This is a genomic window from Microtetraspora niveoalba, assembly GCF_001570405.1.
Classification (GTDB): Bacteria; Actinomycetota; Actinomycetes; order Streptosporangiales; family Streptosporangiaceae; genus Microtetraspora; species Microtetraspora niveoalba.
Genome location: NZ_BBYM01000026.1, coordinates 91,316 through 109,348 on the forward strand (window position 1 = coordinate 91,316; position 18,033 = coordinate 109,348).

The following is an 18,033-nucleotide window of genomic DNA, read 5'->3' on the forward strand; positions in this document are numbered from 1 at the left end:
GAACAATGTCCGTTATGTCCGGGTTCAGGCTGACATATCTACGTTGATACATCAACCAAATGTGGTGTTCCTCACCACCCGGCGACCGGCCCCCGCCCGCGGATCCCCACGAGAGACGCCGGCAGCCCCGCAGACACGGCCCCTCCCGGGAGCTGACCGATCCACAACCCCCGCCACCTGCGCGGACTCCCCTGAAGCGACCTGGAACGACAAGTCAGGAGCATGAGTAAGGTTCGCTCATCCGACGTCGGCCGCACGCAGAAGGGAGAGATCGCCGTGAGACTCAGAGGGGTGCAGGTGCCGCGCCCGAACTCCATCCGGAGCCGCTACGCGCTCAGCGTGGGGCTCCTGTCGCTCGCGGTCCTCACCACGATCGGCGCCGGTCTCGACTTCGTGGTCCGGAACAGGATCGAGCAGCGCGTCCAGGGCGAGGCGCAGCAGCTCGCTCTGGCCTGGATCGCCGGAGCGATCCTGCTCGCCACCGTCGCCGCCGCCTGGATCACCTGGATCCTGGTGGGCCGGATGTTGCGCCCCCTGGCCGCGATCCGGCAGCGGCTCGACATGACGGTCGGCGACCTGATCCTGCGGCGGCTGCCCCAGCGCGGCGACGACGAGATCGCCCGGCTCGCCCGCTCCTCCAACAAGCTGTTCGACCGGCTGGAGGAGGTCATGACCCAGCAGCGCCGCTTCGCCTCCATGGTCTCCCACGAGCTCAGGTCTCCGGTCACCGCTCTGCGCGCGCAGCTTGAGGAGGCGCTCGCCTACCCCGACGAGGTGGACCCGCGCGCGACCCTGCGTACCGCGCTGCGCACCGCGGAGCGGTTCCAGGGGATCATCGACGAGCTGCTCGCGTACACCCGGGTCAGGAACAGCGACGCGGCGCTCCCCGAGCCGCTCGCCCTCACCGCGCTCGTGCGGGAGGAGGTCGCCGGCCGGCCCCGCGACGTGCCGGTACGGTTCCGGGCCACCGGTGACCTGACGGTGTTCGGCACCCGGCTGGCGATCGCGGGAGCCGTGACCAACCTTCTCGCCAACGCGCAGCGGCACGCGCGCTCAGGCGTCGACGTGACGGTGGAACGCGTCGGCGACCAGGCCGTCGTCACGGTGCAGGACGACGGCGACGGGATCGCCCCCGGCGACCGCGAGCGGGTCTTCGAACCCTTCCTCCGCCTGGCCGACGGACGGCGCCGCGACCCCGGCGGCAGCGGCCTCGGCCTCGCCTTCTCCCGCGAGGCCGCGACGGCCAACCGCGGCTCCCTCGTGATCGAGGACTCCCCACGAGGGGCGAGGTTCGTGCTCCGCCTGCCGCTCATGGACGACGGCCGCGGCATGGCGTAGCCCGCGATGCGCGCGGCGACCGTCGAAGGGGCGTCACGCAGCGGGTGATCTCTGGCCTGCCGGGGATCGGCAAGACCGCTCTTGCGACCCACGTTGCCCATCAGGTGCGCCATCTCTACCCTGACCGCGGCGGCGACGCACTGCGGCCGCTGCCGCATCGAAGGTCGAGCCGGCCGTAGCCGACAGTCCGGTCAGCGCGCTGTCCCACGCCTGGTGCGCTGACTGTGGGGGGCGAATATATGTACCCCTTCCGGCGCGTCACGGTGCAGAACCGTGCTGTAGGACGTGCGGGGTTCGCCGGCTGTGTGAGATATCCCTCTCCCGTCGTCGTGGCGCTGGTGATCTGGGGAGGTGACCATGTAGTGATGACCTCCTCGCCCCGCCCGCCGCACGTCGGTGGCCGACCGGATCCGACAGGCGGGACTACCGCACTCGGTGGAGAGCCCGCTCCCGCCCGCGGGTACCTGCTGGACAACGCGCGCGCCGAGGCGGGCGAGCGATTCGTTTGGCTGGCCGAGCTGTTCGACGGTGTGACGCGGGGGCACTTCGATCGACTGGGGGTCGGGGTTGGCTCGCGCTGCTGGGAGGTGGGAGCCGGTGGCCGCAGTATCCCGGAGGCGCTCGCGGCGGCCGTCGGTCCGACCGGGCACGTGCTGGCCACGGACATCGACCCGTCGTGGCTGAAGGCAGGCGGCGGGTACGAGGTGCGCCGGCACGACGTCGCCGCTGATCCGCCCCCGGAGCCGGGGACGTTCGATCTGGTGCACGCCCGGCTCGTGCTGGTCCATGTACCCGACCGGGCTCGGGCGTTGGCCACGATGGCGGCGGCGCTGCGGCCCGGCGGCTGGCTGCTGGTCGAGGACGCCGATACCGCTCTGCAGCCACTGGCATGCCTGGACGACAGCGGCCCGGCGCAGCGGCGGGCCAACCGGCTGCGCGACGCGGTCCGGGAGCTGCTGACGCGCCGCGGCGCGGACCTGCGCTACGGCCGGACACTGCCGCGGGCATTGCGTGAGGCCGGCTTGGTAGATGTCGCCGCGGCGGGCTCTTTCCCGGTCGGCGGGCTGGCCTGCGACCGGCTGGAGGCGGCGACCATCCGGCACGTGCGCGGCGAGTTGCTCGCGGCCGGCCTGGCCGACGACGCCGAGATCGACGCGCACTTGGCCGCCATCCACGCGGGCGAACTCGACCTGACACTCGCGCCGCTGATCTCGGCCTGGGGACGCCGTCCAGCCGAGCACCCGCCGGCACTCGGTTAGGTGCGGATCCAGGCGTTGTCCGACCTGCCCACAGCGCTGTTCGTCGAGGAGAATTTCGGGCCGCAGGAGTAGCCCCTTTCGGGGGCGGTCGTCACGGCTGCCGCCCGGGGTCATCGCCGGCTGCGTCGCCCTTACCCTCAGAGCCGGACTCCTCGTCATCCTGGCCCGCCGCTTCGACATGACCCCAAGGACCGCCCCGTGCCAGTAGTCATCGCCCCCGACGGTGTCGCCCTGTCGTACCAGGTCGCCGGCCGCGGCCACCCGCTCGTCCTGCTGGCCGGGCAGGCCAACGACCACCATTGGTGGGACGGCGTCCGGCCGGACTTCGCCCGTGAGCACCTCACCGTCACCCTCGACTGGCGCGGCACCGGCGCCAGCGACAAGCCGGACGAGCCGTACAGCACGCGCGGCTTCGCGGTGGACGTCGTCGCCGTGCTCGACGACCTGGGCATCGAGCGGGCCCACGTCTACGGCACCTCCATGGGCGGACGGGTCGCCCAATGGATCGCGGCCGACCATCCGGAGCGGGTCGTCGCGCTCGTCCTCGGCTGTACCTCCCCAGGAGGGCGGTACGGAGTCGAGCGTGACGACGTCGTCAGGAAGTCGCTGGGCCAGCTCGACCGGCGGGCGGCCGAACGGGCTCTGCTGGAGCTGATGTACACGCCGCGCTGGCTGGCCGATCATCCCGGACCGCACCGCACCACGGGCGATCCCGGCATGCCTCCCCACGCTCGGCGGCGCCATCTGCGCGCCAGCGCCGACCACGACGCCTGGGACGCTCTGCCCGGCATCACCGCGCCGACGCTGGTCATCCACGGGACGGACGACCTGCTCACCCCCGCGGCCAACGCGCCGCTGCTCGCCGGCCGCATCCCGAAGGCGACGACGGCCCTCATCGAGGGGGCCAGGCACGCCTATTTCGAGGAGTTCCGCGAGGTGGCCGGCGAGATCGTCCTGGACTTCCTGGCCGGCAACGCGGGGCGGTAGATCCGACCCTGCGGCGGGAAGGTCCCGGCTGCCGGGCCTGGCCACGCACCAGGCGCGACCGCGACGGACAAGCCGCCCGCAGCCGGCTCGTGCGATGAGAGGAGCCCCTCGGGAAGGGGCTCCCCGGCCGGACGGCGACCGCTCAGAGGTCCCTGGCCCAGACCTGCTCCACCACCGGGCGGCCCGACTCCTCGCCCGGGTGCTCCTCCACGAGTTCGAACCCGGCCTGCTGGTAGATCCGGCGCGCGCCCGCCAGGACGGCTCTCGTCCACAGGACGATCCGCCGGTACCCGGCCTGCCGGGCGAACCCCAGGCACTCCTCGACGAGCCGCGCGCCGATTCCCATGCCGCGCGCGGACGGCTCGACCAGGAGCAGCCTGAGCTGGGCGGTCGTGTCGTCCTTGTGCATGCAGAACACGCTCCCCGCCGGATGGCCGTCGACCTCCGCGATCCATCCGGCCTCCCGCGCGGGGTCGTGTCCGGCCGCGTAGTCGGCGACGATCCGCGCGACCAGGGCCTCGAAGGGGGCGCCCCAGCCGTACTCCGCGCTGTAGAGCGCCCCGTGCCGGTAGACCACCCAGCCGAGATCGCCCGCGCGCGGCGGCCTGATGACGTACGGCTCGCGGCGGGCCGGCGGGTCGAGGACGCCCCGGATCGCCGCCATGCCGCCCAGCAGCCGCCGCCGGTCCTCCTCGGCCAGCCCGCCGATCAGCGCCTCCACGTCGGCGGCCGAGCGCTCGTCGAGCATGCGGTACGTCTCCCGGCCCTTGTCCGTGAGCCGTACCACCTGGCGGCGGCCGTCGGTCTCCGACCGTTCGCGGGCGATGAGGCCCTCCGCCTCGAACTTGGCGAGCATCCGGCTCAGATAGCCCGGATCGAGGCCCAGCCTCTTGCTGATCGTCCCCGCCTCCGAGGTCGTGTTGAGCTCGAAGAGCACTCTCGCCTCGCTCAGCGAGTAGGGCGTGTCCAGCAGTCCGGCGCCGAGCACACCGATGACGCCCGTGTAGAAGCGGTTGAAAGCGCGGACATCTGCCACCGTATTCATTGCCCACCTCAACCAATTCGTTGACTGCGGCAAACATATCTCGGCCGCGCCTGGATGCCCAGACTCGGCGCGCCTCGACGCGCGACGCATGCGGGCCGACACGACGCCTTCAGCCCGCCCAGTCCGGATCCCGACGGCGCCGGCCCCACCTGCCGCCGACACACTGGGCTGGGGCGAGCCCGCGGTCGCCCGGGCGCAGGCCGCCGCGCGGGTCGCCGAAGCCAGTGGGGACTGCCCACGGGCGGCCCCGCACCAGCCAGATACGTCGACTAGTCGGTGTCGTGGGTGACGAGCAGGCTGAGGACGGTTCCGCGCGAACCGCTGCACGGCGAGGCCGGAGCCCTGCCCGGTTCCTGGCCGACCGTCGATTTTCCGCTGACCCATCAGGGCCTGCCGGTGGGGCTGCTGACGGTGGCGCCGCGTGACCGCGACGGGCCGATGCAGAGCGGCGACGAACGGGCGCTCACCGCGGTGGCGCGACAGGCGGCCGTGCTGGCCCATGCCGCCCTCCTCACCCACGAGCTGCGTGAGTCGCGGCGGGCCCTGGTGACCGCGCGGGAGGAGGAGCGGCGGCGGCTGCGCAATGATCTCCATGACGGCCTTGGGCCCGCTCTCGGGGCGGTCATGCTCAAGCTGGCGGCGGCGGGCAACCGGCTGGCCGACGATCCCGAGGGGACCGGCCGGCTGATCGAGGAGGCCCGGCAGCAGATTCGGGCGGCCGTGGCGGACATACGCCGGCTGGTCTATGGACTGCGGCCGCCGGCGTTGGACGAGCTGGGGGTGATCGCCGCCGTCCAGTCCTTCGGACAGGGGCTCGAGCGTGACGGCTTGCGGATCTCGGTGGCGGCCGTTCCGGAGCCCTCCGCCTTCACCACCATCCGGGTGGCGGTGGCCGATGACCACACGCTGTTCCGCGACAGGTTGCGCGCCCTGTTCGATTCGGTGCCCGACATGACCCTGGTCGGCGCCGCAGCCGACGGAGACGAGGCCATCGAACTCGCGGTCACCGCCCACCCGGCGGTCCTGCTCATGGACATCCGCATGCCGGGCATGAACGGACTGGCCGCCACCCGGCGGATCCGTACCCTCGCCCCCGACGTCGCCGTCGTCATGCTGACGATGGTCGATGACGACGAGTTGGTGGCCGCCGCACTCCGAGAGGGCGCCTGCGGCTACGTGCTGAAGGACGCCGACCAGCAGGAGATGCTGCGGGTCGTCCGCGCCGCCGCCCGCGGCGAGTTGCTCTTCGGCGCCAGTGTCGCGCGGCAGGCCCGGCAGTTGCTGGAGACCGGGATCCGTTCGCACCAGCCGCCCTTCCCGCACCCGTCCGAACGGGAGCGGGCCGTGCTGGACCTGCTCGCCGCCGGCTACGACACGGCCCGGATCGCGGCGACGCTCCACCTGAGCACCAAGACCGTGCGCAACTACCTGACCCTGATCCCGCGCCGGCTCAAGGTGGCGGACCGGGCCGCCGCCGTCGAACTGGCGCGCCACGCCGGCCTGGGCCGGAACCGGCCGGCCCAGGCGTGAAAGGCCTGCCGGTTCTCCTGGACACGCGCCACAGCGACGCGAGCGGCTGCTCGTCGAGGACGCCGGAGAGGATCTCGTCATCAGCCCGGACGGCCACCGACTGGCCTACCGCAGTAAGGAACGGGACGCGATCGTCATCGCCGACCTCCCGTCCGGGCGGATCACCACCGTGACGAGGCGCATGGCCGCCGTCGCCTTCTCCCCCGACGGTCGCCGGCTCGCGCTCCACATGTACGACGACGACCTCGACGGTCTCCTCTACATCTGGGACGGCAGGCTCCGGCTCGTCCGCGCGGACCTACTCTTCCGGCCCGGCTGGTCGACCATGCGAGAGGAGCTCGTAGTCACCACGAGCGACGGCGTCATGGCGATCGACCTCAACGGAAAGAAGCGGTTCTCGTTTGAGCCGATATACGGCGAGCCCGACGCGCGGATCTCCCCCGACGGCCGGACCGCGCTGCAGATCCACGCGAGGACGAACGGCTTCGTCCTGTACGGCAGGCGTACCGGACGAGGGGTCATGTCCCTGCCGGCGACAGCGGTTTACGACCGTTTCATCGACTGGGTGGGCACCGACGAGTTCGTGATCCGTGCGGTGGGCTACGGGCCGAGCGACTACTACCGCGTCGACGTCGACACGGGAGCGGCCATCCCGGTCGCCGCCGACATCCCGATGAACGCACGTCTCGTGCGCTTCCCCGCGCCCGGCCCTGACGGCGGGTGACCCCTGCGCGCCACGGCCCCGGCTCCCCGGAAGCCTTGATGGCAGCCGCGCGGCCGCACGGGCAGCGCCCTCACCACCGGCCTGAACGCGGCTTTTCCGGGATCAGAGACTTTTACTCCTGTCAGCCGTGATCAAGAATCCCGATTCGCGGAATATCGTTGCCTTTGCGAGGGTCTTCGATTTTGAAGGGAGAGCACAATGGGCGCGGATCTTCCCAGGGAGCGCACCGAGGCCGCCTGCCGGGCGCGAGAGATCCTCGATCGCATCGGGGACAAGTGGTCGCTGCACGTGATCTCCCAGATCGGCGCGGAGACCAGACGATTCAGCGAGATCAGGCGCGGGATCGACGGCATCAGCCACCGTATGCTCGCCGTCACGCTGCGGGAACTGGAGCGCGACGGCATCGTGTCGCGGACCGCGTACGCGGTCATGCCGCCCAGGGTGGACTACGCGCTCACCCCGATGGGCCACACCCTCCTCGACGTCGTCGGCGGTCTCGTCACCTGGGCCGAGCACAACATCGACGAGATCGACGCCGCCCGCGCCGCGTACGACACTCGGGCCGAGGACATCAGCCACCTTGCCCCCCGCTCAGCAGTTCACGGAAGTCGATGAGGGACGGCGCGGGCAGCGGGTCGTCCTCCGTACCCGGCGCGGGACTGCGCTGCAGAAGTTGCGTGCCGACGACGTGACCGGCGAACACGGCGTGCAACCTGACCCTGCCGCCCGACGTGTTGCGGAATCCGTGCGCGACGCCGGGCGGTACCAGAATGACGGCACCAGGACCGACCGGTCGCCATTCCCCGTCGTAGAACGCCTCCGCCTCGCCCTCGTCGACGACGAGCACCTCTTCGTTGGTGTGCGTGTGGACCGGGATGATCTCCCCTGCGGCGAGGTGCTCGAAGTTCAGCACCAGGTCCTTGACGTACCGTCCGTCCGGCCGAACCGGATCGATGACCAGGGAATAGCGTGACTCCGGTTTGTAGTTGTGCGGGTCCGGCGGGAAAGGAACATAATCCAGGTCGCTGATAATCGTCATGGGATCAGAATGCGTTCCGGCATCCAAAACCGATAGATCGCACTTTTTCCTTACCTGGTAACGCCGGAGTAACCATGACGCCTCCGTCGGGAGGCGGCGCGGTGTCCCGCGGCCCGCACCGGCTGGACACGATGACGGCCTCCAGGGCCCGTGCCCGTGGTCGCCGACGGCATGACGGCCTCCAGGCACCCGGGCCTCCTCGTACGCCGAAGCCGGCACGCCTCCGAGCCGACCCCGGCCGGGCACGGCGGTGCGCAGCCGCTGCGGACGCTCATCGGTGCCGGCTGCGGCCAGGAAGCGGCTGGCCTGATCGCGGGACAGGCCGACAGTGGCCGAGGTGTCCGGTCGGGCCGGGGCCGGTCGGCTGCGGCGACCGGGTCGCGGTCGCAGGCCTCATTGCTGATCAGGTAGCGGTATCAGGAGGAGACCACAAGATCTGCTGCACCAGCGGTACGCGACGCCGTCCCTGCCGCATCAGCCTGTTCTGGCGCATCTGCTGGAGCGGATCGACGACTACGCCCGCGCCCGGGAGGAGCACGTGCTCGTCATCGCTGACGAGGTGGGCCGGCCGGATACCCTCGAAGGGTGCCGAAAGCGAACGTATGGCTTGACGAACACCAGCACGAGGTGTGGCGCACGTACCTGCGGATGCGCACCCGGCTGGCGATGGCGCTGAGCCAGTCGCTGCAGCAGGACTCCGGCATGTCGGAGTCGGACTACGCGGTCCTGGTCGCGCTCTCCGAGACCCCCGGCGGTGTCATGCGCGCCCTGAACCTGCGGTGCGAGCTGCAATGGGAGAAGAGCCGGCTCGCCCACCACGTGCGCCGCATGGAACAGCGCGGCCTCGTCCTGCGCGAGGAATGCGCCGAGGATTCCCGCGCGCCGATGGTACGGATCACCGAGGCCGGGCTGGACTCCATCCGCGCCGCGGCGCCCGCCCACGTGGCACGTGTACGCGAACTGTTCGTCGAGGCCCTCACCCCCGGGCAACTCGACGCGCTGCACGAGGCGAGCCGCGCCATCCTGAAGCGGCTCGACGAGCGCTGCCCTTCGGAGACATAGCCGGGGCCGGGCGTGCGGAAAGGCCGGGTCACGGCGACCCGGGCCTTCCCGCGGCGCCCGGTCAGCGGGGGCGCGGCAGGTGCTTGGCGATGAACAGTCCCTCCGCGCTGACGCACACCTCGCCGCCGGCCGAGATCGCGCCGATGGTGCGGATCTTCCTGCCGTCCACCGCGACCTGGCGTCCCGTCACCGTCAGCGGCTCGAAGAGCGGCGTCGGGCGGTGGTAGCGCAGGGTCAGCTCGGCGGTCATGCCGGACGGCCCGCCCCAGTGGTTCGCCACGCCGAGCGTGTGGTCGAGCAGCAGCGCGGACACTCCTCCGTGCACGAACCCGGGCGGCCCCTGGTACGGCAGGCCCAGGACGACGACCCCCTCGATCGAGCCGTCGTCCTTGCCGGTGAGCGGGAGCGGGGGCGCGATGGCGTTCTCCGGCCCGGTGACCGGGTCGTGCCGGGTCACGCCCTCGCCCCGCCACATGTCCACCATCCGCTCCTCCCTCGCGGGAGCGTGCTCGTCGAGGTAGTCGGCGACGGCGTTCAGCCGCTCCGCGACCTCGGACATCTCGGCGTCGGTCCCGTCGCCCGCGTGCAGCAGCGACGCGATCACCCGGCGGGCGGCGGCGACGGCGGCGTCCACGCCCTTGTTGTTCGGCTTGGCGGTCAGCTCCGGCTGGTCCTCGTTCACGCGGCCACCTCGGCGGTCGCGTGGGTGAGCACGGGCGCGCCGTCGCGTTCGGGGCAGGTCGAGGTCAGCACGAGCCGGTCGCCCTCCCGCCACACGGCGGTGCTGATCGTCTCACCTGGGAACAACGATCCGGCGAACCGCACCGACAGGCCCCGCAGCCGGGACACGTCGCCGCCGAGCACGCCGTCCACGACGGCCTTGGCCACGATGCCGTACGACGCGAGCCCGTGCAGGATCGGCCGGTCGAAACCGGCCATCCGGGCGAACTCGGGGTCGGCGTGCAGCGGGTTGAGGTCGCCGTTGAGCCGGTACAGCAGGGCCTGGCGGGCGACGGTCGGCGAGTCGAGCACGTGGTCGGGCGCCCGCTCCGGCGCGGCCCACGGCGTCTCGGGTCCGGGGTCGCCGCCGAAGCCGCCCTCGCCGCGCGCCCAGATCTGCATGGCGGTGGTCCACAGGGGCGCGCCCTCGGGGTCGGCCGCCGACTGCTCCATGACGATGACGGCGGCCTTGCCCTTGTCCCAGACGTGGGCCACCCGCGAGGAGACGGTGGCGGTGCCGGAGGCGGGCAGCGGCCGGTGAACCGTGAGGCCCTGCCCGGCGTGCAGGATCCGGCGCAGGTCGATGTCCACGCCGGGCAGGTGCATCGCGGCGGGTCCGCGGTCCCCGGCCGAGACGCCCTGTCCGGCGACCATGGCGAAGGTCGGCAGCACGCGCAGGCCGCGCTCGTACGTGTAGGACAGCTCGGGGTCCGCGCCCGCGCCCGCCCCCAGGCTGAGGTGGTAGAGCAGCACGTCGCGTGCGGTCCACGCGATCTCGCGGACCGCGGGCGGCGCGCCGAGCGCCGTCTCGACGTCGATCGGCATTGGTTTCAGCCCTCCTTGCTCGTTCGCGGGGCGTCCGGCGCCCCGGCGCCGTACAGGGTGACGACGCAGGCGCCGCCGAGCCCCAGGTTGTGCTGCAGGCCGATCCGCGCGCCGTCCACCTGGCGGGCGCCCGCCTCGCCGCGCAGTTGCCAGGTCAGCTCGGCGCACTGGGCCAGGCCGGTCGCGCCCAGCGGGTGTCCCTTGGAGATCAGGCCGCCGGACGGGTTGACCACCCACCGGCCGCCGTACGTGGTGGCGCCGGACTCGGCGAGCTTGCCGCCGTCGCCCTCCGGGCACATGCCGAGCGCCTCGTACGTGAGGATCTCGTTGATCGAGAAGCAGTCGTGCAGCTCGATGACGTCCACGTCGCCGATGCCGAGCCCGCCCTGGGCGAAGACCCGGGCCGCGGCGGCGCGGGTCATCGGAGCGCCGACGACGTCGATGTGGGACCGCGCGGCGAACGCCTCCTCGGTGTCGGTGGTCATCGCCTGGGCGAGGATCTCGACCGCCCGGCCCTCCAGCCCGTGCTCGCGGACGTACCGCTCGCTGACGACGACCGCGGCGGCGGCGCCGTCGGAGGTGGGCGAGCACTGCGACCGGGTGAGCGGATCGTGGATCGGCTTGTCGCCCAGCACCTGCTCCAGCGTGTACGCGCTCTGGAACTGGGCGTTGGGGTTGTTCACCGAGTGCCGGTGGTTCTTGACGGCGACGGAGGCGATCTGCGCGGCAGTGGTGCCGTGCCGTTCCATGTGCTCGCGGGCGGCGTTGCCGAAGAACTGCGCGGTCATCGGCGCGGCGGCCCAGCCCCGGGTGGAGACCAGCACCTCCAGGTGCCGGTCCACGGTGGTCACCTTGGGCATGGCGCCGGAGGGGTTCAGCGCGTCCTTCGTCATCTTCTCGAAGCCGACGGCGAGCGCGACGTCGGCGACGCCGGCCTGCACCCACTCCCTGGCCAGCATCAGGGCGGTGGAGCCGGTGGCGCAGTTGTTGTTGACGTTGACGATCGGGATGCCGGTCAGGCCCACGTCGTAGAGGGCGCGCTGGCCGGCGGTCGAGGTGCCGAACACGTAGCCGGCGGCGGCGCGCTCGACGGCGTCGTACCCGATCCCGGCGTCCGCCAGTGCCGCGCCGACGGCCTCCCCGACCATGTCGGGGTACTCCCAGTCGCGGGTCTCGATCTTCTCGAACTTCGTCATCCCGACGCCGATGACGAACGTCCTCTCGCTCATGTCGGGGTCTCCCTTGACGGATCAGCCCTTGGCGGGCGTGGAGGCGGGCACGGGGTCGGGGTCGCGGGGCAGGCCGAGGAGCCGCTCGGCGATGATGTTGAGCTGCACGTCGGTGGTGCCGCCCGCGATCGACATGCAGCGGGAGTTCAGGAACATCCAGGTGGCGTTCCTGCGCGCGCCGCGCCGTTCGGTGCCCTCGCCGTCCTCGCCCGACAGGGACGCGGCGCCCGTCCAGTCCATGGCGGTCTCCCACACCTCCTGGATGTGCTCGACGCCGATCAGCTTGGCGACGCTGGACTCGGCCCCCGGCTGCTGCCCGGAGAGCGAGCGGATGGTCGTGCGCAGGGCGAACAGGCCGCCGGACTGGGCGTCGCAGAGGATGCCGCCGAGGCGGGTCAGCCGCTCGTCGTCCATCTCCTGCGGGTGCTCGGCCGCGAGCCCGATCAACGCCTCGCCGCCGCTGCCGAGCGAGGAGTCGTGCGAGAGCGAGACCCGCTCGTTGGCCAGCGTGGTGCGGGCCAGCCTCCATCCGTCGCCGGGCCCGGCGACCAGCATGTCGTCGGGGACGAAGACGTCGTCGAGGAACACCTCGTTGAACAGCGCCTCGCCGGTCAGCTCGCGCAGCGGCCGGATGTCGATGCCGGGGCTGGACATGTCCAGCAGGAAGTACGACAGCCCCTTGTGCTTGGGGGCCGACGGGTCGGTGCGGGCCAGCAGGATGCCCCACTGGGCCTCGCGCGCCATGGACGTCCAGACCTTCTGGCCGCTGATCCTCCAGCCGCCGTCCACCTTCTCGGCGCGGGTGCTCAGCCCGGCCAGGTCGGAGCCGGCGCCGGGCTCGCTGAAGAGCTGGCACCACACGATGTCGCCGCGCAGCGTCGCCGGGAGGAACCGCTCGTGCTGCTCGGGGCTGCCGTGCGCGATGAGGGTGGGCACCACCCAGTTGCCGATGACCATGTCGGCGGCGCGGAGCCCGGCGGCGCGCATCTCCTCGGCGATCACGAGCTGGGAGACCGCGTCGGCGCCCTTGCCCCACGGCGCGGGCAGGTGGGGCGCGGTGTAGCCGTGCTCGGCCAGGTAGGCGAGCCGCTCCGCGCCCGCGAGCGCGACGGCGGGCTCCAGCTCGGCCCGGATCCCGGCGCGTACGGTCTCCGCCTCCGGGGGCAGTTCGATGCCGAGCGTACGGCGGACGCCGTCGAGGGTGAGCCGGGCGACCCGGCGCCGCCACCGGGAGGTGGGGCCGAGCAGGATGCGCAGGGTCTGGGCCCGGCGCAGGTAGAGGCCTGCGTCGTGCTCCCAGGTGAAGCCGATGCCGCCGAGGGTCTGGATGCAGTCCTTGGCGGTGGAGAAGGCCGCCTCGACGGCGGTCGCGCCGGCCACCGCGGCGGCGAGCACCGCCTCACCCGGCTCGGCGCCTCCCGCCGCGACCAGGTCGGCGGCGCGCGCGGCGTCCCAGGCGCACACCCGGGCCTGCTCGGCCCTGGTCAGCATCCGCGCGCTGCGGTGCTTGACGCCCTGGAACTGGCCGATCGGGCGGCCGAACTGCTGCCGCACCCTGGCGTACTCGGCGGCGGTCGCGGTCGCCCGGTCGGCGAGGCCGGACGCCTCGGCCGCGAAGAGCGTCGCGGCCAGGTCGGGGACGCCGTACGCGTCGAGGCCGGTGAGGACGTCCTCGGGGGCGACCGCGACGCCGTCCACCCGCACCCGTGACAGCCGCCGGGTCAGGTCGTGGCTGGTCAGGTCGGTCGTCTCGACGGCGGCGCGGGGCAGCACCACCCAGGCGAGGCCGCCTTCGGGAAGCGCGGCGGGGAGCACGAAGAGGCCGGCGACGTGGCCGCCGAGCACCGGATCGGACACGCCGGAGAGGACCAGGCCTCCGCCGTCGCCGGTGGCGAGCGCGAGGGTCCCGGCACCCAGGCCGACCGCGCCGACCGCCGTGCCGTCCGCGAGCCCGGCCAGGTGGGCGGTGTGCCCGGCGCGGTGCAGTACGGCGCTCGCGAGGACGGTGGGCAGGAACGGGCCGGGGGCGACGGACCGGCCGAGCTCCTCGGCGACGACGGCGAGTTCGAGCAGGCCGTAGCCCGCGCCGCCCGCCTCCTCCGGCAGGTGCAGGCCGAGGAGGCCCTGCTCGGCGAGGAGCGGCCAGAACTCCGGCAGCTCCTCCTTCTCGGCGTCCACGGCCCCGCGCACGACCTCCGGCGTGACGTGGCGGGAGGCGAAGGTGCGCACGGAGTCCCGCAGGTCGCGGTGCTCCTCGGTGAGTCCGATGGTCATGGTGGTTCTCAGATCCGTTCGATGATGGTTGCCGTGGAGTGGGCGCCGCCCGCGCACATCGTGATCAGCGCGGTGGACCGGCCGGTCCGTTCGAGCTCGTGCAGCGCCTGGGTGATCAGGCGGGCGCCGGTGGAGCCGACCGCGTGGCCGAGGGCGATGGCGCCGCCGTTCACGTTGACCTTGTCCATGTCGGCCCCGTGCACCCGCGCCCACGACAGCACGACCGACGCGAACGCCTCGTTGATCTCGACCAGGTCGATGTCGGACAACTTCATCCCGGCCTTGCGCAGCACGTGCTCGGTGGCCTCGATCGGGCCGTCGAGGTGGTAGTAGGGGTCGGAGCCGACCATGCCCGAGGCGACGATGCGGGCCCGGGGGTGCAGGCCGAGGTCCGCCGCCTTCTCCCGGCTCGTCAGCAGCACCGCGGCGGCGCCGTCGCTGATCTGCGAGGAGTTGCCGGCGGTGTGGACGCCGTCGGGGATCACCGGGTTGAGCCGGGCCAGGCCCTCAGGGCTGGTGTCGCGCAGCCCCTGGTCGCGGGTGACGACGGCGGTCTCCCCCGTCGGGCCGTCCTGGCCCATGACGGGCGCCTCGACCGGGACGATCTGCCCGTCGAACCGGCCCTCGGCCCACGCGGCGGCGGCCCGCCGCTGCGACTCCAGGCCGAGGGCGTCCACGTCGGCGCGGGTGATGCCGCGCCGCTTCGCGATCCGCTCGGCGGCGGTGAACTGGTCGGGCATGTCGAGGGACCAGTCGGCGGGGAACGGGCTGCCGGTCTCGGGCGTGAGCGCCTGCCCGAGGAAGACGCGGCTCATCGACTCGACGCCGCAGCCGATGCCGGCGTCGATCTGGCCGGACGCGATCAGGCCCGCGATCAGGTGCACGGCCTGCTGGGACGACCCGCAGGCGCAGTCGATCGTCGTGCACGCCGTCCCGTACGGCAGGCCGGCGTACAGCCACGCCTGGCGGGTGACGTTGTTCGACTGCTCGCCCGCCTGGGTGACGCATCCCCCGATCACCTGCCCGATCGTGTCCGGGGCGACCCCCGTGCGGTCGAGCAGGCCCCGCTGGACGCGCCCGAGCAGGGCGGCCGGGTGCAGACCGGACAGCGCGCCCCGGCGCTTGCCGACCGGCGTGCGCGCCGCGTCGACGATGACGGCCTCAGCCATTGTCTTCTCCTCGTGTCAGTTGGTTTCGAGGCTGGCCTCGCGCGTGGATCCGCGCGTGGATTCGCGCGTGGATTCGCGCGTGGATTCGCGCGTGGTTTCGCACGGGGCGTCGCCGGCGAGCACACGCTTGGCCCACCGGTAGTCCGCCTTGCCGCTGGGTGAGCGCATGACCTGGTCGACGACGACGAGGGCGGCCGGCACCTTGTACCCGGCGATCCGGGTGCGGCAGTGGGCCCGCAGCTCCTCCCTCAGCTCCGCGGCGTCGGAGACGTCCACGCCCGCGCGCATCTCCACGACGGCCCCGACCCGTTCACCGAACCGGGGGTCGGGCACTCCGGCGACGAGCACGTCCATCACGCCCGGGTGGGACTTGAGCGCCTGCTCGACCTCCTCGGGGAAGACCTTCTCGCCGCCGGAGTTGATGCAGCCGGAGCCGCGGCCGAGCAGGACGGTGCCGCCGTCCGCCTCGATCCTGGCCATGTCGCCGAGCACCGCCCAGCGGACGCCGTCGACGACGGGGAACGTCTTCGCGGTCTTCTCCGGGTCGTTGTAGTAGCCGAGCGGGACGTGCCCGGTCCTGGCGATGAGCCCGATCTCCGGCGAGCCGGGGGCGATCGGCCGGAAGCTGTGGTCGATGACGGTGACGCGGGGGTTGGGGGCGAGCCGCATGAGGCCGTCCGCCCCCACCTGGAGCTTCCCGTCCACGCCGGACTCCGACGCGCCGAAGCCGTCGTTGATGTACAGATCCGGGATCAGCGCCGTGGCCTCCTCGCGGACCGGCCGCGACAGGAGCGCGCCTCCCGAGCCGAGCACCTTCATGGAGCTCAGGTCGTACTCGGCTCCGTGCTCGCGGATGGCGTCGACCAGCGGGCGGGCGATCGCGTCGCCGACCACGGTGACGATGACGACGCGCTCCCTCTCGATCAGCCGCAGCGCCTCGACCGGGTCGTAGCGGGGCATCAGGATCACCGGCGACCCGGCGAGGAGGCCGCTGAACAGGGTGTAGGAGGCAGCCCCGTGCATCAGCGGCGCGGTGATCAGGTAGTTGAGCGCGTCGCCGCCCACCGCGGCGGCGGCCAGCTCCTCCGCGGTCCGGTACGGCGGGCCGTAGTGGTTGCCACCGTTGAGCGCGGCGAAGTAGAAGTCCTCGTGCCGCCACACGACGCCCTTGGGCATCCCGGTGGTGCCGCCGGTGTAGATGACGTAGTGGTCGCCCGGCGTGCGCTCGTCCGCCATGGGGGCGGTGCGCGGCCGACCGGCGAGGGCCGCCTCGTAGCCGACGACGCCGACCCCGTCCGGCCACGACGTCGCGGCCGGGTCCCCGACGACGACCGCGTGCCGCAACTCGGGGCACCGGTCCGCGATCCCGGCGGCGGCGGGGGCGAACCCCTCCTCGACGACGAGCGCCACCAGGTCCGCGTCGTTGTACAGGTAGTGCAGCTCGTGGTCGGTGTAGCGGTAGTTGATGTTGATCGGCACCGCCCGGATCTTCAGGCAGGCGAGGAGGGCCTCGACGAACTCCGCGCCGTTGAGCATGTGCAGCCCAACGTGCTGGTGCGGTTCGACACCGGCCGACATGAGGTGATGTGCCAGCGCGTTGGCACGTTCGTCGAGTTCGGAGTGGCTCAGTCGACGGTCACCGCAGACGAGGGCCGTGCGATCCGGGATCGCGGCGGCCACCGACTCGTAGAGAGTCGCCAGGTTCAACGTCATGGCGAGAGACTAGAATCAATTCTTATTTCCCACAACGGCCCGGTCCCGGTGAGTGGCAACGGCACATCGGATACCCGGAGATCTCCTCCACTCAGCGGGACAAGCCCCTTGGTCAAAATTAGAATACGTACTAATTTTGCCCCCTCGAACCGTGATCTGACAGGAGCAGGGACATGAGCCCGAACATCAGCCTGGAGGGCAGGACCGCCGTCGTCACCGGCGCGGGCGCCGGACTCGGACGCAGCGAGGCCCTGGCGCTCGCCGCGCGCGGCGCGAACGTCGTCGTCAACGACATGGGTCCGGCCGCCGAGGAGGTCGTGGCCGAGATCAGGGCGCTCGGCCGGGAGGCCGTCGCGGTGACCGGCGACGTGAGCGAGTGGTCCATGGGCGACCGCCTGGTCCGGACCGCGGTGGACACGTTCGGCGGCCTCGACATCCTGGTCAACAACGCCGGCGTGCTCCGCGACAAGATGTTGTTCAACCTCGCCGAGTCCGACTGGGACGACGTCGTCCGCGTCCACCTCAAGGGGCACGCGGCGGTGTCCCGCGCGGCGGCGGTGTACTGGCGCGAGGCGAGCAAGGCCGCGGGCGGGCCGGTCTACGGCCGCGTGATCAACACCTCGTCCGAGGCGTTCCTCTTCGGCTCGGCGGGCCAGCCCAACTACTCGGCGGCCAAGGCGGGCATCGTCGCGCTGACCCTCTCGACCGCCCAGGGCCTGTCCCGGTACGGCGTGCGCGCCAACGCGATCTGCCCGCGCGCCCGCACCGGCATGACGGCGGACGTGTTCGCCGAGGGCGGGAACGCCCCCGGCGGCCTGGACGTGCTGGCGCCGGAGCGGGTGGGCACCTTCGTGAGCTACCTCGCCTCCCCCGCCGCCGACGAGATCAGCGGCCAGGTGTTCGTGGTGTACGGCGACATGGTCGCGCTGATGGCCGCCCCGACGGTCGAGCGGAAGTTCACCGCCGAGGGCGGCGTCTTCTCGGTCGAGGAGCTCGACGCGCAGCTCACGCCGTACTTCGACGGGCGCGGCCCGTACCGGACCTACGCCGCCTACAGCGTGGCCCAGCTCGACATGACGGGGGTGCAGAACGCCGCCGCGTCGAAGAAGTGACGCCCGG

General features: G+C 72.3%; 16 protein-coding genes. 8 read left to right on the top strand and 8 right to left on the bottom strand.

Features of this window, described 5'->3' with window-relative positions; genetic code table 11:
- Positions 1 to 276 precede the first annotated feature (276 nt).
- The 3 genes from AWQ70_RS25185 to AWQ70_RS25195 all read left to right on the top strand — a co-directional run bounded on the left by AWQ70_RS25185 (position 277) and on the right by AWQ70_RS25195 (position 3,584).
- Entirely contained in the window at positions 277 to 1,338 is a 1,062-nt protein-coding gene (locus AWQ70_RS25185; RefSeq protein WP_169808736.1) for a sensor histidine kinase, read from the top strand.
- A gap of 365 nt (positions 1,339 to 1,703) precedes the next feature.
- The gene (locus tag AWQ70_RS25190) at positions 1,704 to 2,597 is read left to right on the top strand and encodes a methyltransferase domain-containing protein (RefSeq protein WP_084517795.1); all 894 of its coding nucleotides are present in this window, start codon (positions 1,704 to 1,706) and stop codon (positions 2,595 to 2,597) included.
- A gap of 198 nt (positions 2,598 to 2,795) precedes the next feature.
- Positions 2,796 to 3,584 carry an alpha/beta fold hydrolase gene (locus AWQ70_RS25195; RefSeq protein WP_067180587.1) on the top strand — a complete coding sequence of 263 codons (789 nt, stop codon included), beginning with the start codon at positions 2,796 to 2,798 and terminating at the stop codon, positions 3,582 to 3,584.
- 142 nt (positions 3,585 to 3,726) lie between these two features.
- Here the strand turns inward: AWQ70_RS25195 and AWQ70_RS25200 are convergent, their stop codons facing one another.
- On the bottom strand, positions 3,727 to 4,629 hold the full coding sequence (locus AWQ70_RS25200; protein ID WP_067180588.1) for a bifunctional helix-turn-helix transcriptional regulator/GNAT family N-acetyltransferase: 903 nt from the start codon (positions 4,627 to 4,629) through the stop codon (positions 3,727 to 3,729).
- A 285-nt stretch (positions 4,630 to 4,914) separates the two neighbouring features.
- Between AWQ70_RS25200 and AWQ70_RS37975 the strand changes: the two genes are divergently transcribed.
- The 3 genes from AWQ70_RS37975 to AWQ70_RS25215 all read left to right on the top strand — a co-directional run bounded on the left by AWQ70_RS37975 (position 4,915) and on the right by AWQ70_RS25215 (position 7,498).
- On the top strand, positions 4,915 to 6,159 hold the full coding sequence (locus AWQ70_RS37975) for a helix-turn-helix transcriptional regulator (protein ID WP_157530363.1): 1,245 nt from the start codon (positions 4,915 to 4,917) through the stop codon (positions 6,157 to 6,159).
- 169 nt (positions 6,160 to 6,328) lie between these two features.
- Positions 6,329 to 6,883, top strand: a complete 555-nt coding sequence (locus AWQ70_RS25210; RefSeq protein WP_169808737.1) for a hypothetical protein — start codon at positions 6,329 to 6,331, stop codon at positions 6,881 to 6,883.
- Positions 6,884 to 7,081: 198 nt separating this feature from the next.
- Positions 7,082 to 7,498 carry a winged helix-turn-helix transcriptional regulator gene (locus AWQ70_RS25215; protein ID WP_067180592.1) on the top strand — a complete coding sequence of 139 codons (417 nt, stop codon included), beginning with the start codon at positions 7,082 to 7,084 and terminating at the stop codon, positions 7,496 to 7,498.
- On the opposite strand, the gene AWQ70_RS25220 is transcribed toward AWQ70_RS25215, so the two are convergent.
- Complete coding sequence (locus AWQ70_RS25220) at positions 7,455 to 7,922, bottom strand: cupin domain-containing protein (protein ID WP_067180594.1); 468 nt, start codon at positions 7,920 to 7,922, stop codon at positions 7,455 to 7,457. The two genes, AWQ70_RS25215 and AWQ70_RS25220, sit on opposite strands and share 44 nt — an antisense overlap.
- A 585-nt stretch (positions 7,923 to 8,507) precedes the next feature.
- Between AWQ70_RS25220 and AWQ70_RS25230 the strand changes: the two genes are divergently transcribed.
- The gene (locus AWQ70_RS25230) at positions 8,508 to 8,984 is read left to right on the top strand and encodes a MarR family winged helix-turn-helix transcriptional regulator (protein WP_067180599.1); all 477 of its coding nucleotides are present in this window, start codon (positions 8,508 to 8,510) and stop codon (positions 8,982 to 8,984) included.
- A 61-nt stretch (positions 8,985 to 9,045) separates the two neighbouring features.
- On the opposite strand, the gene AWQ70_RS25235 is transcribed toward AWQ70_RS25230, so the two are convergent.
- The 6 genes from AWQ70_RS25235 to AWQ70_RS25260 are packed head-to-tail and all read right to left on the bottom strand — an operon-like array spanning position 9,046 to position 16,914.
- Positions 9,046 to 9,666, bottom strand: a complete 621-nt coding sequence (locus tag AWQ70_RS25235) for a PaaI family thioesterase (protein WP_067180601.1) — start codon at positions 9,664 to 9,666, stop codon at positions 9,046 to 9,048.
- Positions 9,663 to 10,529, bottom strand: a complete 867-nt coding sequence (locus AWQ70_RS25240; RefSeq protein ID WP_067180603.1) for a MaoC/PaaZ C-terminal domain-containing protein — start codon at positions 10,527 to 10,529, stop codon at positions 9,663 to 9,665. The genes AWQ70_RS25235 and AWQ70_RS25240 overlap by 4 nt, the downstream gene beginning before the upstream one ends.
- A 5-nt stretch (positions 10,530 to 10,534) precedes the next feature.
- Positions 10,535 to 11,758, bottom strand: coding sequence for a lipid-transfer protein (locus AWQ70_RS25245; protein ID WP_067180608.1), 1,224 nt, complete (start codon positions 11,756 to 11,758; stop codon positions 10,535 to 10,537).
- Between the two features lie 21 nt (positions 11,759 to 11,779).
- The gene (locus AWQ70_RS25250) at positions 11,780 to 14,032 is read right to left on the bottom strand and encodes an acyl-CoA dehydrogenase family protein (protein ID WP_067180610.1); all 2,253 of its coding nucleotides are present in this window, start codon (positions 14,030 to 14,032) and stop codon (positions 11,780 to 11,782) included.
- Between the two features lie 8 nt (positions 14,033 to 14,040).
- Complete coding sequence (locus AWQ70_RS25255) at positions 14,041 to 15,201, bottom strand: steroid 3-ketoacyl-CoA thiolase (RefSeq protein WP_067180616.1); 1,161 nt, start codon at positions 15,199 to 15,201, stop codon at positions 14,041 to 14,043.
- A 15-nt stretch (positions 15,202 to 15,216) separates the two neighbouring features.
- Positions 15,217 to 16,914 carry an acyl-CoA synthetase gene (locus AWQ70_RS25260; RefSeq protein ID WP_067180619.1) on the bottom strand — a complete coding sequence of 566 codons (1,698 nt, stop codon included), beginning with the start codon at positions 16,912 to 16,914 and terminating at the stop codon, positions 15,217 to 15,219.
- 173 nt (positions 16,915 to 17,087) lie between these two features.
- Here AWQ70_RS25260 and AWQ70_RS25265 point away from each other — a divergent pair, with 173 nt between their 5' ends.
- On the top strand, positions 17,088 to 18,026 hold the full coding sequence (locus tag AWQ70_RS25265; protein ID WP_067180621.1) for a 3-oxoacyl-ACP reductase: 939 nt from the start codon (positions 17,088 to 17,090) through the stop codon (positions 18,024 to 18,026).
- Positions 18,027 to 18,033: the final 7 nt, after the last annotated feature.